This window comes from Ruegeria sp. D1(2025) (assembly GCF_056536425.1).
In genome coordinates this window covers 73,824-88,560 of record NZ_JBQFPO010000003.1, presented here as the reverse complement: position 1 = coordinate 88,560, position 14,737 = coordinate 73,824, and the positions used below count along the sequence as shown (strand labels likewise).

At 58.9% G+C, this 14,737-nt stretch carries 15 protein-coding genes; 8 read left to right on the top strand and 7 right to left on the bottom strand.

The annotated features are described in order from the left end of the window. Nucleotides 1–157: 157 nt before the first annotated feature. The 5 genes from ACR1XU_RS09870 to ACR1XU_RS09850 are packed head-to-tail and all read right to left on the bottom strand — an operon-like array spanning nucleotide 158 to nucleotide 4,809. Nucleotides 158–2,296, bottom strand: a complete 2,139-nt coding sequence (locus ACR1XU_RS09870; RefSeq protein ID WP_480906100.1) for a hypothetical protein — start codon at nucleotides 2,294–2,296, stop codon at nucleotides 158–160. Then, on the bottom strand, nucleotides 2,293–3,162 hold the full coding sequence (gene motA, locus ACR1XU_RS09865; protein ID WP_480906097.1) for a flagellar motor stator protein MotA: 870 nt from the start codon (nucleotides 3,160–3,162) through the stop codon (nucleotides 2,293–2,295). The genes ACR1XU_RS09870 and motA overlap by 4 nt, the downstream gene beginning before the upstream one ends. Nucleotides 3,163–3,208: 46 nt before the next feature. Then, nucleotides 3,209–3,793, bottom strand: a complete 585-nt coding sequence (locus tag ACR1XU_RS09860; protein ID WP_170679946.1) for a MotE family protein — start codon at nucleotides 3,791–3,793, stop codon at nucleotides 3,209–3,211. Beyond that, on the bottom strand, nucleotides 3,790–4,308 hold the full coding sequence (locus tag ACR1XU_RS09855; protein WP_480906094.1) for a hypothetical protein: 519 nt from the start codon (nucleotides 4,306–4,308) through the stop codon (nucleotides 3,790–3,792). Before ACR1XU_RS09855 ends, ACR1XU_RS09860 begins: the two co-directional genes overlap by 4 nt. A 9-nt stretch (nucleotides 4,309–4,317) precedes the next feature. Next, the gene (locus ACR1XU_RS09850; RefSeq protein WP_480906091.1) at nucleotides 4,318–4,809 is read right to left on the bottom strand and encodes a flagellar basal body-associated FliL family protein; all 492 of its coding nucleotides are present in this window, start codon (nucleotides 4,807–4,809) and stop codon (nucleotides 4,318–4,320) included. 119 nt (nucleotides 4,810–4,928) lie between these two features. On the opposite strand from ACR1XU_RS09850, the gene fliF reads away from it, so the two are divergent. Genes fliF through fliP form a run of 4 tightly spaced genes read left to right on the top strand, consistent with a single transcriptional unit; the run spans nucleotide 4,929 to nucleotide 8,131 of the window. Next, on the top strand, nucleotides 4,929–6,524 hold the full coding sequence (gene fliF, locus ACR1XU_RS09845; protein WP_480906088.1) for a flagellar basal-body MS-ring/collar protein FliF: 1,596 nt from the start codon (nucleotides 4,929–4,931) through the stop codon (nucleotides 6,522–6,524). Continuing rightward, the gene (locus ACR1XU_RS09840) at nucleotides 6,524–7,120 is read left to right on the top strand and encodes a FliH/SctL family protein (protein WP_480813778.1); all 597 of its coding nucleotides are present in this window, start codon (nucleotides 6,524–6,526) and stop codon (nucleotides 7,118–7,120) included. Before fliF ends, ACR1XU_RS09840 begins: the two co-directional genes overlap by 1 nt. Next, nucleotides 7,113–7,400: a FliM/FliN family flagellar motor C-terminal domain-containing protein gene (locus tag ACR1XU_RS09835; RefSeq protein ID WP_170807038.1), complete on the top strand. Its 288-nt coding sequence runs from the start codon at nucleotides 7,113–7,115 to the stop codon at nucleotides 7,398–7,400. The genes ACR1XU_RS09840 and ACR1XU_RS09835 overlap by 8 nt, the downstream gene beginning before the upstream one ends. Beyond that, nucleotides 7,400–8,131, top strand: a complete 732-nt coding sequence (gene fliP / locus ACR1XU_RS09830; protein ID WP_480906083.1) for a flagellar type III secretion system pore protein FliP — start codon at nucleotides 7,400–7,402, stop codon at nucleotides 8,129–8,131. Before ACR1XU_RS09835 ends, fliP begins: the two co-directional genes overlap by 1 nt. A gap of 9 nt (nucleotides 8,132–8,140) precedes the next feature. Here the strand turns inward: fliP and ACR1XU_RS09825 are convergent, their stop codons facing one another. After that, nucleotides 8,141–9,592: an ATP-binding protein gene (locus ACR1XU_RS09825; protein WP_170824951.1), complete on the bottom strand. Its 1,452-nt coding sequence runs from the start codon at nucleotides 9,590–9,592 to the stop codon at nucleotides 8,141–8,143. Continuing rightward, on the bottom strand, nucleotides 9,589–10,326 hold the full coding sequence (locus ACR1XU_RS09820; protein WP_480906079.1) for a response regulator transcription factor: 738 nt from the start codon (nucleotides 10,324–10,326) through the stop codon (nucleotides 9,589–9,591). Before ACR1XU_RS09820 ends, ACR1XU_RS09825 begins: the two co-directional genes overlap by 4 nt. A 218-nt stretch (nucleotides 10,327–10,544) precedes the next feature. Here ACR1XU_RS09820 and ACR1XU_RS09815 point away from each other — a divergent pair, with 218 nt between their 5' ends. Genes ACR1XU_RS09815 through ACR1XU_RS09800 form a run of 4 tightly spaced genes read left to right on the top strand, consistent with a single transcriptional unit; the run spans nucleotide 10,545 to nucleotide 14,712 of the window. Then, nucleotides 10,545–11,789, top strand: a complete 1,245-nt coding sequence (locus ACR1XU_RS09815; RefSeq protein WP_170619080.1) for an ABC transporter substrate-binding protein — start codon at nucleotides 10,545–10,547, stop codon at nucleotides 11,787–11,789. 57 nt (nucleotides 11,790–11,846) lie between these two features. Further along, nucleotides 11,847–12,719, top strand: a complete 873-nt coding sequence (locus ACR1XU_RS09810) for a carbohydrate ABC transporter permease (RefSeq protein WP_170807033.1) — start codon at nucleotides 11,847–11,849, stop codon at nucleotides 12,717–12,719. Then, nucleotides 12,712–13,611, top strand: coding sequence for a carbohydrate ABC transporter permease (locus tag ACR1XU_RS09805; RefSeq protein WP_480906076.1), 900 nt, complete (start codon nucleotides 12,712–12,714; stop codon nucleotides 13,609–13,611). The genes ACR1XU_RS09810 and ACR1XU_RS09805 overlap by 8 nt, the downstream gene beginning before the upstream one ends. Before the next feature lie 3 nt (nucleotides 13,612–13,614). After that, nucleotides 13,615–14,712, top strand: a complete 1,098-nt coding sequence (locus ACR1XU_RS09800) for a sn-glycerol-3-phosphate ABC transporter ATP-binding protein UgpC (RefSeq protein ID WP_321249806.1) — start codon at nucleotides 13,615–13,617, stop codon at nucleotides 14,710–14,712. Nucleotides 14,713–14,737 lie beyond the last annotated feature (25 nt).

The following is a 14,737-nucleotide window of genomic DNA, read 5'->3' as shown; positions in this document are numbered from 1 at the left end:
CAATCGACCGAGAAAGCGCTGCCGAAAAGGTAAGGAGAGATTAAGCCCGGTAAGACCAAAGTTACCTTTCCCACAGCATAACAGTGCTGTTTGTGATCGAACAGCCGATGCGCCTATTCCCTTGAACTACTCATGCAATCGTGGGCAGTGGCTTTCGTTAAGGATCAAGCGCGGCAAGCAACTCGGCAATCTTTTGGCGCGTATCTTCACTATCTTTCAAAAGATATGCCGCATCTGCCAGCGGTTTGGCCGGGTTTCGTGCTGGTTGTTTTGCCAAAGCCCGCGTCGTTGCGGCAATCTTTGCGAACTGCCCGTTTTGATCTGCTGTTTGATCTGTCAGATTGGCCAGCCAGAAATATCTATCGGCTTCATTCAGCGTCCCAAGCTTCTTCGATAGTTCACCGGCTTTTACGAAGTCCCCGACAGTACGGGCCACCTCAATCCGAAGAAGGTCGGCTTGAACGCTATCATCGTCGGCAAGCTCTAGCATGGCTTGATGAGGACGCCCGCCCAGCAAGGCCGCGCGAGCCCTCAGCCTTGCACGCTCCGACCGTTTGATACTGTCTTGCGGACGGCTGGCGAAGAAATGGGCGTTTGACGCAAACCCGAGCGTCGCCAGCCGATCGGAAAGTGCGATGGCAGTTTCGGTGCTCAGATCCGACACGAAGTCATCCGCCAAGCCAAGGGTTCGGCGCAGGAATGTCACGTCATCTGAGCGTTCCGCCACCATCAACATAACCCGGTTCAGCGTTCCCGCCCTGCCTTCACCCGTAGGCAGGCTTTCAGCAAGATCCACCGCCGCATCGAACTGGTCACTCAGGCTCAGCGCCACTGCATGGGCTTGCATCATCATTGGCCCAATTTCGGATCTCCGGAACTCCAGCACATATGCTGCGGCCAGATCGACTTCCTGAGCCGTGACCGCACCCCTTTCCCCCCAGCGTTTTTCTATCAGTTGCGCCAGCGCCAGCGGGGCTTCCAGCACGGCATCCGGTGACGAGATGACTTCGTTCAGTAAAGCCTCTGTTTGCGGGTCATCCCCTTCGGCACTGGCAACCGCAGCTTTCGCGCGACTGACCTCAGGCCAGCTTTCGGGCTCAACTCTGTCTGTTGTCCGCAGGATCCGTCGCGCTGCCTCAAGTTTCTGGCCCTCCACCAGGATATTCGCCAGTGACGGGCCGAAGTGGCGCTGAAGATGGTCCGGCAGGCGCGGGAACGCTTGTTCAATGGCCTTCAGATCAGCATCGGCCCGCAATGTCTGTTCACTTAATACCGACCAGAGCGCGGCGTCACTGGCGCACCTTTGAAGGTTTTCGAACGGGTTCGGTTCAGCGACTGTCTGATCGTCAATGATCCGGGCAATGGCCGCGATCCGGTCCCTATCGGAAGATAGCGAAGTGGTCAGATCCAGCACCTGTAAAGCCTCGATTCCGAAACCGTGGAAAGCGTATAGTCTTGCCAGTTTCATGACAGTTTCCGAATCCACACGATCAAACTCTTCAAAGAGTCCGACTCGCAGATCGGCTATCTGTTCGGAAAAGGAACGCCCATCTGACCAGCGATCAAACCCGATTTCCGCGCGCGTCAGACAGGCCGGGCGCGAAGGCACCGGTGGAATGTCCGGCACCGGAAAGCCCGGCAAGTCCTCCAGCACTGACGAAACCCGGAAGTTCGGCTCCAGGTCCGGCAAATCTTCCAAATCGTGGACCTCAGGCACCCGGCGCAGTCCCTGACCGGCAAGGTTCAGGTCAAGGATGTCGCGATCCGCGCCTTGCACGAACCGCGTAGAAAGCCGTTCTTCTATTCTTTGCAATCCCTGTTCAAGAAGCGGCAGTGCAAATGGCTCTGGCGCCCGGTCAGACGCGGATTGTTCTTGCTCGGGACCTTGCGAGATGTCTGGCACGGACACCAACAATGGGCCAAGTGGTGGCAGGGCATCCACCGGGGCAATATCGATGACGATCATCGTCTCCTGATACAGAAAGGCGGACGCGGCACAGTCGCACCCGAATTCCATGTCCAATTCGGCACCAAACCGAGCCTGAGAAAGCGTGCTCAAACGGGTGCTTGAGAGTCGGGCAAAGACAGACCCTGTTTCGAACCTGACATCGTCAATGGCCACCTTCAGACGCGCACCGTTCTTTTTCTGGGTCAAAGCCCACTCGGTTCCATGAGGAACCTGCGCGACAAGCCGCGTGTGCCCGTCATGTTCGCCGGATCGAACCGTGACGGATTGTGCCGCGGCACAATTGGCGACCACGAACAGAGAAATAGCGAGAAGAGCACCCCGGATCATGCCGCCGCCTGTTTGAGTTCCTTCAGCGCATCCTCCAGTTCGGCAAAGCCGGGGCGGTTGTGCGTTGGCGTGTTTTGTCGTCCGACTTCAATACACATTGCAGCGTTATGGTTGTGCAGGTTGGCAACCAGAACCTCTTTGATCAGTTGGTAGAAATGGTTGTCCTCCTCGACTACGGCTTTCAGTTTCCCTGCGAACGGTCCGACTAGGCCATAGGCAAGAAAGACACCCAGAAACGTGCCGACCAGGGCGCCGCCGATTAGCTTTCCCAGAACTTCGGGTGGCTGGTCGATCGATCCCATCGTCTTGATCACACCCAGAACCGCCGCGACAATTCCCAGCGCCGGCAGCCCGTCCGCCACGGTCTGCAACGCGTGGCTGGAATGCATGGCGTGGTGGAAATTGGCCTCCATCCGTTTTTCCAGCACTTCTTCCACCTGATGCGGATCGTCATAATTCATGGCCGCTGATCGCATCGTGTCACAGATCAGATCCACCGCTTCCCGGTCTGCCTGAATTTTCGGATATGCGGAAAACAGAGTAGAGTTTTCGGGTTCTTCGATATGCTGTTCAACCTCGACCGGGTTGGCTTTGGCCATGCGGATCAGGGAAAACAACAGGCACAGCAGGTCGCGGTAATCCTGCGGTTTCCATTTGGGTCCCTTGAATACCTTTCCCATGTCTTTGGCGGTATGCTTGACCGCGCTCATGTCGTTGCTGATCAGAAATGCCCCAACAGCGGCTCCGCCAATCATCATCATTTCAAAAGGCAATGATTTCATAATGATAGCCATCTTGCCGCCAGCTGCGAGATAGCCGCCGAAAACCATGACGAAAATGACGATGATTCCTACAAGTCCGATCATCTGCGTTCTCCGGCAAAATGTGTTTTGGGTACGACCAATAGTTTCATCATTCTTCGGGGGCCGAAGCGTTGCGACCTGCCATCACGACGCTCACCGTGTAGGCGACCTCGGGCGGGAGCCCGGCAAGAATGCCGGCCGCAGCATCGGAAGGCATTCGGGCCAGAAAACCTGCAGAGAACACCGGGTCCATGGTTTCGAATAATGCGGCGGCGTCTTTCGGCTTCATGCTTTGGTACATGTCCGTAAGCTTGCTCAGATCGCTTTCGGCGGCCGTGTCGGCGATGGCCAAAGTGGCTCGCAGGTCCTGTTCCGCCTGCTGCAGGGCAATCAGGCGGGATTCGATGGCCTGATCTGCTATTTCCAAGGCCTTTTCCCTATTCAGAAGGGTGTTTTCACGTTGTACCAGCTGTTCTTCCCGTCGAAGCAGCTCGGTCAGCAGAACCTGAACATCCGGTGCCTTTTGAGAAGCAGGTTGCAGCAGTGGCTGAGACGGGTCGGCAGCCTTTGCAAGGGCGGGGCCGGCTTCCAGACCCAATCGGATCACAGCGGACCCGACCATCAGCAAGGAAATCACAGTCAATACTCCGCCACGAGACCGACCCCGCCTGCTTGGCGTTTTTCGTTGTTTCATGGCGTAGCCTCGCCTGATTTGCGGGCATGCCTGAAAAACATCAGACCTTCCGGGCTACCCTTAGGCTGAGGTGCGACCACGATATCCTCGTGTTTCTCCGTATCCGTTTGCTTTGTGGGACCCTGTGGTGCTGGGTTCTCCGGAACCACTGCCGGTTCAATCGCGGAGTTTTCTTGCTCGCGGTCTCCGGGCTCAGGGTTTTCCGGACCCGGGCTAACGTTGTCATCGTCCAGGCCAATGTCATGCATCGAGGCCATCATCAGCTCGAGCCGCCCGGCAACGGACTCGGCACGCTGGGTCAGCTCTTTTAAAGCAACTCCGGACTGATCGGAGGCAGACCGGGCCGACTCAAGCGATCTTTTTAGCGCGTCCGCCTGCGAGGACAGAACCGCCACGGCACCACCGACACCCTGCTCCAGATCAGTGAATTTCCTGAGCCGCCGTGACAGCACAAAACAATACAGACCGGCGCCAAGCGCGCCTGCAACAAGCAAAATATCCGCAATCAGCTCCAATTTCGCCTCCTAATTCAGTACAAATTCCATCACCAGAACATCGCGGACGCGCCCTTTGCCCACGACAATTTCGATACGCCGCAGCAGGTGTCCACGAATGCGGATCAAGGCCAGCGAATCCTCCAAATCCGCGACTTCGATCGCGCGGAGATAACCATTGAGAACGTCCATGATGCGGGGCTTCATCTTTTCGACGTCACCGATGTAGGGTGAATTCACTTCAAGCTGGGCATGAAACCTCAGATGACGTGAATCGCCGACATCCACCGAAATGATCGCGGGTGGCAGGTCGACAAAGCCAATCTTGGGCACTGCTTCGGCAGAGATTTCAGCCGTTTCTTCATCGGATTCGGTACCGTTGCCAGCCAGCGGCAACAGGCCAGACGTTGCCAGAAAATAACCGCCGGCCGCACCCAGAACGGCCAAAACCGCCCCGACGATCAGGCCCGTTTTCCTCGGTTTTACCGGGGCTTCGCTTTCTTCAGCCGTTGCGTCAGCCATGGCGTCCTCATCCATCCGTTCGGCCACCGTCATAACCCCGCAGGGACTAACCGATTGTTAAGGGCAATCGTCCAAACAGAGGTTGCGCCGGGCAGAATGTCGGCGAGTCGGAGGTGAGAGTGCAGCAGATCGGAACTGTCTGGGCAAATTTGGACAGGCGTAGGCAAATTGTCGTCGCCGGTGCGGTGGTGCTGGTTTTTCTTGGGGTTCTTGCCATGTCCCGGCTGGTGACGGCACCGTCGATGACGTTGCTATATGCCGGGCTCGAAAGCGGGGCCGCTGGCGATATTGTCCGGGCCCTGGATCAGCGCGGGGTTGCATACGAGATTCGCGGCGGTTCGATTTATGTCCCCGGAACGCAGCGGGATGAACTGCGCATGACGCTCGCCAGCGAGGGGTTGCCTGCAAACGGCAATCGCGGGTACGAACTGCTCGACTCGCTTAGCGGGTTCGGCACCACGTCGCAGATGTTCGATGCCGCCTACTGGCGCGCCAAGGAAGGTGAGCTTGCCCGGACCATCGTCGGCAGCGCCTATGTCAGTCAGGCCCGTGTTCATATCGCCAACAGTTCTTCCAACCCGTTCCAGCGCAGCGCCGCGCCAACAGCATCGGTGTATCTGGTGCCTTCGGGTGGTCAGATTACGGCAGATCAGGCCCGAGCCATTCGCTTTCTGGTGTCGTCGGCGGTCAGTGGCCTGGCCCCGGAAAACGTGACGGTAATCGATTCAAACGGAGCAGTGATCGGCGCGCAGGAAAGCCAGGCTGCTGCAGACACGGCTTATGACAAGGCCCGAACACTGCGCGAGCGGGTTTTGCGCCTGGTCGAGGCCCGCGTTGGTGCGGGAAACGCAGTGGTCGAAGTCAGTGTCGATACGGTGACAAGAACTGAATCGATCCGCGAACGCCGCATCGACCCTGAAACGCGCGTGGCGATCAGCACGGATGTAGAAGAACGTTCAGACAGTGCGCGCAACCAGTCCTCGGATGTGACCGTCGCGTCGAACCTTCCGGATGGCGACGCGGCGGGCGGTGACGAATCTAACTCCACTGCGACCCAGACCCGGGAACGGGTGAATTACGAAGTGTCCGAGACCGAACTGGAAGTGCATAACGCCCCTGGTGCGGTCAAAAGACTGACAGTGGCAGTTCTCGTCAACGGTTCCAGGGAAGTAACGGATGAAGGGGCGGAAAGCTTTGTGCCACTGCCGCAGACCGAGCTGGACGCGCTTCGCGAGCTGGTCGCGTCTGCCGTTGGTTTCGACGCTGCGCGGGGCGACGTGATTACACTCAAATCGATGGATATGCCTTTGATAGAGCCTCAAGGAGTGCTGGTTTCCGGTTCCTTCTGGCCGAAACTCCATCTGGACGCCATGTCTCTGATTCAGATGGCGGTGCTGGCGATTGTCTCTCTGATCCTGGGGTTGTTTGTAATCCGCCCGATTCTGACAAAGCCGGTTGCGGCCACCGCGCTTTTGCCTGCGGACCGTAGGCCCGAGTCTGAGGACGCTCCGTTTCTTGTTGGTGAAATCGCGACGGCGGATGGGGTAGAGTTTGCGCAAATACCCAGTCAGGCGAAGCAGGCAGAGGTTCCCGCGCTGGGGTCGCCTGCCGGCGCTGACCCGGTTGACCGCTTGCGCGCAATGATCGGTGAAAAGCAGGAAGAAACAGTCGAAATTCTGCGCAGCTGGCTTGAAGAAGGTGAGGAGGCTGTGTGATGTCCATCGCCCATCTCCTTGAAGACTTCTCGGCACAGGCCAGTGGTGTTCAGGTTCATCTGCTGGACGAGGAGGCGCTGGAAGAGCATCGCCTTGCCGCATTTGAACACGGCTACAAGGCAGGTTGGGAGGATGCCCTGACCGCACAGGAACAAAGCCTTGATCGGACGTCCGCTGCGCTGGCCGCCTCGCTTGAAGACATGTCCTTCACCTATCACGAGGCGCTGAACCGGATGTCGCTGTCGCTTGAGCCGATGTTCGAGGGGCTCGTCCGTCTTGTTCTGCCGGAAACGCTGGAGCGGGGCTTTGGGACCCGTCTGGTGGAGCAGTTGTGCGAATTGGCTGGCGAGCAGATCGGTCAGCCCATGCAAATACTGGTTCCTGTGGGGCAGGGGAATGGTGTCGGCGCTCTTGTGCCGCCGGGTCTGAGCCCACCACCAAAAGTGATCGAGGATTCATCGTTGGAACCGGGGAAGGCGCGGCTGCAGGTTGGCATGTCGCAGCAGGAGGTGGATTGCAACGCCTTGCTGGCGTCGATTTCCAACGCATTCGACGCTTATCTGTTCGAGGCAAAAAAGGCACTGTCAAATGAGTGAGAATCAGACCCTAAATAAGGGAAAATCAAATCCGTTTGAAACCGTCCCGATCGAAGTGACGGTCTCGGTCGGTCGGGCGCGGCCATTGATCCGCGACCTGCTGGCGTTGGGCGAAAACGCGGTACTGACCCTGGACAAGCGTATCGAGGATCCCGTTGACCTGTATGTCGGCGACCAGCTGGTTGCGCGGGGGCTTCTGGAAGAATTGGAGGGCGATCAGGCCGGTCAACTGGCCGTGCGCCTGACCGAGATATCGGACCTTCAGCGCGGGATCGGCTGATGCGTCCGCTGGTCTGGCTTGCCTTGGCGCTGGCGCTGCTGACCCCGTCTTTGGCGGCGGCGCAGGATGTGACCTTGTCGCTGGGCGACGGTGGGTCGATCTCGGCGCGCACAGTGCAGCTGATCCTGTTGATTACCGTGCTGAGTCTGGCACCCGGACTGGCCATCATGATCACCTGCTTTCCGTTTCTGATTACGGTTCTGGCCATATTGCGGCAGGGCATCGGCCTGCAGCAGTCACCGCCGAACATGTTGATCGTCAGCTTAGCCCTGTTCCTGACCTATTTCATCATGGAGCCGGTTTTCACCGAGGCCTGGGAAACCGGAATACGCCCGATGGTTGAAGAGACAATGGATGTGGAACCGGCGCTGGAACGTGCGCTGGTTCCATTTCGCGCCTTCATGGCCACTCGGCTTGATCCGGATACGTTTCACGCCATGGCGGCCCTGCGTCCGGGCGGCGACACGATTGCGCTGTCGCCGGACGCGCCGGTATCGGTTCTGATGCCGTCTTTCATGCTGTCGGAAATTGCGCGGGCCTTTCAGATCGGATTTCTGGTTTTCCTGCCGTTTCTGATCATTGATCTTGTGGTCGCAGCGGTTCTCATGTCGATGGGCATGATGATGGTTCCCCCGGCTACCGTGTCACTGCCGTTTAAACTGGCCTTTTTTGTCATCGCTGACGGGTGGTCCCTGATCGCAAGCGCGTTGGTGCGCAGTTACACGATCTGACAAGAACCACTACTGCCGCGTGATGTGCAGACGGGCACGCAATCCCTGTTCTCCGGCCTCGAAGCTAAGTGTCCCACCATGCTGTTCGGCGATGGTTGCGGCGATCGTCAGACCCAGACCATAGCCGTCAGAGGATCCGATATTCGAACCGCGCCGGAACGGTGCCATCAGTGCCTCGATATCCGCGGCGGTCAGGTCGGCGCCTTTGTCCTCGACCGTGATGGTGGCCGTCTGGGCATCTGTCGCAAGCTCGACCTCGGCCTGCCGCCCGTATTTCAGCGCATTGTCGATCAGGTTGGTCAATGCGCGTTTCAGCGAAATTGGCCGCCCGATAACCAGAATGCGCCGCGTTTCGGGCATGGAGCCATGGCCGCGGCGCGACATGAAAACCGACCGACCGCCTTCGACCAGAACCGGGGCTGCCTGTTTCAGGGTAACGGGCCGGTCCATGTCCTGGTAATCGGCCACCACAGATTCAACCAGCGCCGTCAGTGAGATCTGACGTGGTTCCTCGACACTGAGTTCGGACCGTGTCAATGTCAGGACGCTTTCGATCATTCCTGTCATCTGGTCCACGTCAGCCTCGAGTTTCTCGCGCAGGTCTCGGTCGGGGATCAGGGCGGCGCGCAACCGAACGCGCGTAGCCGGTGTGCCCAGATCGTGACTGACGCCAGACAAGACAATGGCGCGCTTTTCCAGCTGCGCCCGTTCCGCATCAAGATGGTCGTTCACGGCCTCGACGATTTCGCGCAGTTCGCCTGGGCCCTCGGTATCGTAGCTGTCCGGCCCGCCGCGCCGCTTTCGGTCGCGCAGTGCGTGTGAGAACCGGGTGAATGTGTCGCTGACATTCCCGACCGAGGTAAGAAGGATCGCCAACGCAACAACGGCCACCAGAATTGCAGGCAGTCGCAGATCAGTTGGTGCGGCACCGCAGCCCCAGACGTCGGTTCCGTCCACCATCTGCCACGCACTGCGCCCAAAGCGGGCGATCAGAACCGGTTCGCTGCAATAGGTCGCCAGCAGCCGGGTCAGGCTGCCCATCTTTTCCGGCCCAGTCTGATCACTGCCCGAGAGAATGTCCGAAACGGGGTAAACCAGGCGGTCCGACATGACGGCCAGGGTCAGTTCGCGCCCGCTCAGCGGGGCGGAACTGTCGGTGAAGATCGACAGGTTTGTGACAAAACTGCGATCCGACATGCCGGGCAGTTGTTCGAACCGGCCGACTTCGGCCAGAGCGGCGCTTGGCACGGGCAATCGGGTTATCGTGATGCCGGAGGGCGGGGTTTTGCCGACACGCAGGTCCTCATAGACCGCGAAGCCCGCAACTTGCGCCCGCGTCAGGAAACCCTCCCACGCCTGCGCAGACGCAAACCACAGTCCGGCTGAAACCAAACCGGCGGAAAACGCGGCGATTGTCCAGATCCAGCCCAGGCTGCGCAGACGCAACGCAGGCCTGTTCATGCGTCCTCTTCCACCGAAACATCTGTGGCAAAGACATATCCCAGCCCCCGTTCGGTTCGCAGCATTTGCGGCTCTTTGGGATTGGCCTCGATCTTCGAACGCAGACGTCCCACCAGCATATCGATGGCGCGGCCCTGTGCCTCGCTCTTGTCGCCATCACCGGTGACGTCCAAAGCTGCGGCGATCTCGACCCGGGTCAGCGGGATATGCGGATTGGCCAGCAACACCTTGAGCAATGCGCTTTCGCGCTGAGAAAGGGGCACCAGATAGCCCTCGGGCGAAAAAACCTCGTCCCGTTTGCCGTCATATACCCAGCCTGCAAAGCGAAAGGTCCGGGTGCGGCGCCGATAGGCCAGAGACGGCGTGCGCCGAGTCCGCTGCATCACGGCCCGCACCCGCGCCAGCAGCAGATGCGGGTTGAAAGGCTTGGCGATATAGTCGTCCGCGCCCACCTCGTACCCGGCCATGCGCTGATGATCGGCAGACAAGGCGGACACGAATATGATCGGGACATCCTGTTCGCGCCGCAATCGGGCGCAGATGTCCACGCCGTTCTCATCTCCCAGCATGACATCGAGCAAAATAAGATCGATGCGCCCCGAGGACATATGCGTGCGGATTTCCCTGTCCGAGCTGGCGGGGAGTGCAATGAACCCGTTCTGTTGCAGAAACTGGGTCATCATCGACCGCATTTCGGGGTCGTCATCCACCACCAACAAGCGCGAAATGGTCACGCTTCTCCTCCCTGTCACGGTTTCAGTCCGGCTCGCCAATTGTAACGAACGGCAACAGATTCAAGTCCAACGTAACAGGCTGTAACAAATGGTGGGAAAAATTCCACCATTGCCGGGATTTACCCCGGAAAATCATTGCCAGACGGCCGTCCGCTATCCGTAGTATCGCGCATCGCCGCCGGTCCGGTGGCTAAAAAAGTATCTGGGAGGATCCCTTTATGAAACGTTTTGCATTGTCCGCAGTTTCGACTCTGGCTGTGGTCGCAGGCACCTCGGTTACGGCCGAGCCGCAGGCCGAAGTTCTGCACTGGTGGACATCTGGCGGCGAGGCCAAATCGGTCGCCGTTCTGCAGGAAGAATTTGCCTCGAATGGCGGTACCTGGACTGACATGCCCGTTGCCGGCGGCGGTGGTGATGCGGCAATGACCGCGCTGCGGGCCCGTGTTCTGGCCGGTAATGCTCCGACCGCAGTTCAGTTGAAAGGCCCGGCCATTCAGGAATGGTACGAAGAAGGCGTTCTGGCTGACATCTCGAACGTGGCCGAGGCCGAAGGCTGGGCGGATGTCCTGCCCGCGTCGATCGCCGGTCACATGATGTGCGAAGGCACGTGGTGCGCCGCTCCGGTAAACGTCCACCGCATCGACTGGATCTGGGCGAACGCCGATGTGCTGGCTGCCAACGGCATCGAAATGCCCACCTCGTGGGAAGAGTTCAACGCCGCAGCCGAGAAACTGCTGGCCGCCGGTGTGATCCCTCTGGCCCATGGTGGGCAGGCGTGGCAGGACGCGACCGTGTTCGAAGCGGTTGCTTTGGGTCTGGGTGGACCCGAGTTCTACCAGAAGGCTTTTGTTGATCTGGACCCTGAAACGCTGACCTCGGACACCATGGTTCAGGTCTTTGACCAGATGCGCACCCTGCGCGGGTTCGTGGATGAAAACTTCTCGGGCCGTGACTGGAACCTGGCCACCGCCATGGTGATGAATGGCGAAGCGGCGTTCCAGATCATGGGTGACTGGGCCAAGGGCGAATTCCTGGCGGCTGGCAAAAAGCCCGGCGAGGACTTCCTGTGCGCCTCGACCCCCGGCGACGGCTACCTGTACAACGTCGACAGCTTTGCCATGTTTGACGTGGAAGGTGACGACAAGCGCGCCGGCCAGGAACTGCTGGCCAAGCTGATCGTTGCGCCGAACTTCCAGGAAGTGTTCAACCTGAACAAAGGCTCGATCCCGGCCCGTACGGATGTTGCACTGGATGCGTTCGACATCTGCGCGCAAATTTCGGCCGAAGACATGGGCTCGACCTCGGCAGGCGGTTCGCTTCTGCCTTCTTACGCGCATGGTATGGCTCTGCGAGGTGCGCAGGCTGGTGCGATCACCGACGTTGTGACCGCGCATTTCAACTCGGATATGTCCTCGGCTGACGCGGTTCAGCAACTGGCGGACGCGGTGGCAAACAGCTACTGATCCAATACGCTCTGCCCCCTATACTGAGGGGCAGAGCATCTTTCCCCGGAGGAAAAAATGTCCGAATGGCTGGAAAACCACCTGCCCAAGGTGGTGCTGGCACCGTCGTTCATCGCCGTATTGATCTTTGTCTACGGCTTTATCGGATGGACCGCATGGGTGTCGCTGACCCGATCGAAGCTTCTGCCGAAATACGAGATCAAGGGCTTCATCCAATATGAACGCCTGTTTGACTCACCCCGCTGGGACACGGCAATCAACAACCTGTATATCTTTGGCGCGCTGTTCATCGTGATCGCGATGGTGCTGGGCCTGTTGCTGGCCATCCTGCTGGATCAGAAGATACGCGTCGAAGGAGCGATCCGTACGATCTACCTTTACCCGATGGCGCTGTCGATGATCGTCACCGGCACCGCGTGGAAGTGGATCCTCAACCCGGGCCTGGGTATCGAGGCGATGGTGCAGGGCTGGGGCTTTCCGAACTTCGAATTCGACTGGCTGGTGAACCCGGATTACGCCATCTACACCATCGTCATTGCTGCGATCTGGCAGAGCTCGGGCTTTGTCATGGCGCTGTTCCTGGCCGGTTTGCGTTCGGTGGATGGTGAAATCATCAAGGCCGCGCAGGTCGATGGTATTCCGACATGGCGTATCTATACGGCGATTATCATACCCTCGATGGCCCCGATCTTCCTGTCCGCCTTCATCGTGCTGGCGCACCTTGCGATCAAGAGCTTTGACCTTGTTATAGCCCTGACGGGTGGCGGTCCGGGCTACGCGACCGATCTGCCAGCCACTTACATGTACGCCATGGCGTTTTCGCGCGGCGATATCGGTCAGGCGGCTTCGTCGGCAATGATCATGATGCTGGTCGTCTTTGCCATCGTGGTTCCCTATCTTTATTCAGAGCTGAGGGCGAAAAATGACTGATCTGTCGATGCCCCAAACCCAAACCCGCACCCAAAGTGCCACCGGCAAGATTGCCCTGCGTTGGCTGCTTTATGTCCTGCTGGGCCTGTTCGCGCTGTATTACTTGATGCCGCTGTTCGTGATGTTGACCACATCGTTGAAAAGCCTCGAAGAAATCCGCACAGGCAGCCTGATCTCGCTGCCGCGCGAGGTCAGCTTTGAGGCCTGGAAAACCGCGTGGTCCGGTGCCTGCACCGGTATCCAGTGCGAGGGCCTGCGGCCCTATTTCTGGAACTCGGTCCTGATCGCGGTGCCTGCCGTGGCCATCTCGACACTGCTGGGTGCGCTGAATGGCTATGTCGTGGCGCAATGGCGGTTCAAGGGCGCGAACATCATCTTCTCGCTGATGCTGTTTGGCTGCTTCATCCCCTTCCAGGTTGTCCTGCTGCCGATGGCGCGCCTGTTGGGCATAATGGGCATTGCCGGGACCATTCCGGGCCTGATCTTTGTGCACGTGATCTACGGGCTGGGCTTCACCACGCTCTTCTTCCGCAACTACTATGTCACCATTCCGTCCGAACTGACCAAAGCGGCTCGGGTCGATGGGGCCGGGTTCCTGCGGATTTTCTGGTCGATCTTCCTGCCGCTGTCACTGCCCATCATCGTGGTGACAGTGATCTGGCAGTTCACCCAAATCTGGAACGACTTCCTGTTTGGCGTGTCGTTCAGCCAGGCGGGAACGCAGCCCGTGACCGTGGCGCTCAACAACATCGTAAACTCCACCACCGGCGTCAAAGAGTACAACGTCGACATGGCTGCCGCGATCATCGCGGGGCTGCCGACGCTGCTCGTCTATGTCGTTGCCGGTAAGTATTTCATCCGCGGCCTGACCGCCGGTTCCGTGAAGGGATAACCCATGGCTCCCATCCTCGATATCAACAACCTGTATAAGAATTACGGTGCGACCGAGATTCTGAAGGACATCAACATCTCGATCGAACCGGGCGATTTCCTGGTGCTGGTCGGCCCCTCGGGCTGCGGCAAGTCCACCCTGTTGAACTGCATTGCAGGTCTGGAGCCGATCTCGGGCGGCACCCTTTCCATCGGTGGCAACGACATGACCCATGTCAGCCCCAAGGATCGCGACATCGCGATGGTGTTCCAATCATACGCTCTGTATCCGACCATGACTGTCGCCAAAAACATCACCTTTGGTATGAAGGTGCGAGGCGTCGACCAGGCCACGCAGGACGCGAAACTGAAAGAGGTCGCGTCACTGCTGCAAATCGAGCAGTTGCTGAACCGTCGTCCCAGCCAGTTGTCTGGTGGCCAACGTCAGCGTGTGGCGATGGGGCGGGCGCTGGTGCGCGATCCCAAGCTGTTTCTCTTTGATGAACCCCTGTCCAACCTTGACGCCAAGCTGCGGGTCGAGATGCGGACCGAGATCAAGAAGTTGCACCAGACGCTGGATGCCTCAATCGTCTATGTGACCCATGATCAGATCGAGGCGATGACGCTGGCCACCAAGATCGTCGTTCTGAAAGGCGGCATCGTGCAGCAGATCGGCAGCCCGGCCGAGATCTACAACAATCCGGCCAACCTGTTTGTCGCTGACTTCATGGGCTCGCCCGCGATGAACCTGATCCCGGCCAAAGCATCGAACACTGGGTCAGGCACCCAGATCGCTATCTCGCGCGGAGCGGGCGAGACACTGGTGTTGAACGATGCCCGCGACTTGTCCCTGCCAAAGGATGTGATCCTTGGCCTGCGCCCCGAGGATATCGCCGAAGCAGGCTTTCGTGCCGGAGCGGGCGTACAGGAGGCTGCGTGCATGGTCGATATGGTCGAACCTGCAGGCGCGGACACTTATGTGGTCTCGGAACTGGGCGGCAAACAGGTCACGGCGCGCCTGCATGCGGAAACCAGCGCACAGGCTGGTCAGATGCTGAACCTGGCCTTCGACATGAGCAAAGTGTCTTATTTCGCCGAAGAGACCGGCGAACGCCTCAACTGAAATGAAAAAGCGCCGCGCGAGGGTT

What these genes read in the sequence shown, in the direction of transcription:
- ACR1XU_RS09870 (WP_480906100.1), bottom strand. Translation starts at nt 2,296, where the DNA reads ATGATCCGGGGTGCTCTTCTCGCTATTTCTCTGTTCGTGGTCGCCAAT.
- motA (WP_480906097.1), bottom strand. Translation starts at nt 3,162, where the DNA reads ATGATCGGACTTGTAGGAATCATCGTCATTTTCGTCATGGTTTTCGGC.
- ACR1XU_RS09860 (WP_170679946.1), bottom strand. Translation starts at nt 3,793, where the DNA reads ATGAAACAACGAAAAACGCCAAGCAGGCGGGGTCGGTCTCGTGGCGGA.
- ACR1XU_RS09850 (WP_480906091.1), bottom strand. Translation starts at nt 4,809, where the DNA reads ATGGCTGACGCAACGGCTGAAGAAAGCGAAGCCCCGGTAAAACCGAGG.
- ACR1XU_RS09840 (WP_480813778.1), top strand. Translation starts at nt 6,524, where the DNA reads ATGTCCATCGCCCATCTCCTTGAAGACTTCTCGGCACAGGCCAGTGGT.
- ACR1XU_RS09835 (WP_170807038.1), top strand. Translation starts at nt 7,113, where the DNA reads ATGAGTGAGAATCAGACCCTAAATAAGGGAAAATCAAATCCGTTTGAA.
- fliP (WP_480906083.1), top strand. Translation starts at nt 7,400, where the DNA reads ATGCGTCCGCTGGTCTGGCTTGCCTTGGCGCTGGCGCTGCTGACCCCG.
- ACR1XU_RS09825 (WP_170824951.1), bottom strand. Translation starts at nt 9,592, where the DNA reads ATGAACAGGCCTGCGTTGCGTCTGCGCAGCCTGGGCTGGATCTGGACA.
- ACR1XU_RS09815 (WP_170619080.1), top strand. Translation starts at nt 10,545, where the DNA reads ATGAAACGTTTTGCATTGTCCGCAGTTTCGACTCTGGCTGTGGTCGCA.
- ACR1XU_RS09810 (WP_170807033.1), top strand. Translation starts at nt 11,847, where the DNA reads ATGTCCGAATGGCTGGAAAACCACCTGCCCAAGGTGGTGCTGGCACCG.
- ACR1XU_RS09805 (WP_480906076.1), top strand. Translation starts at nt 12,712, where the DNA reads ATGACTGATCTGTCGATGCCCCAAACCCAAACCCGCACCCAAAGTGCC.
- ACR1XU_RS09800 (WP_321249806.1), top strand. Translation starts at nt 13,615, where the DNA reads ATGGCTCCCATCCTCGATATCAACAACCTGTATAAGAATTACGGTGCG.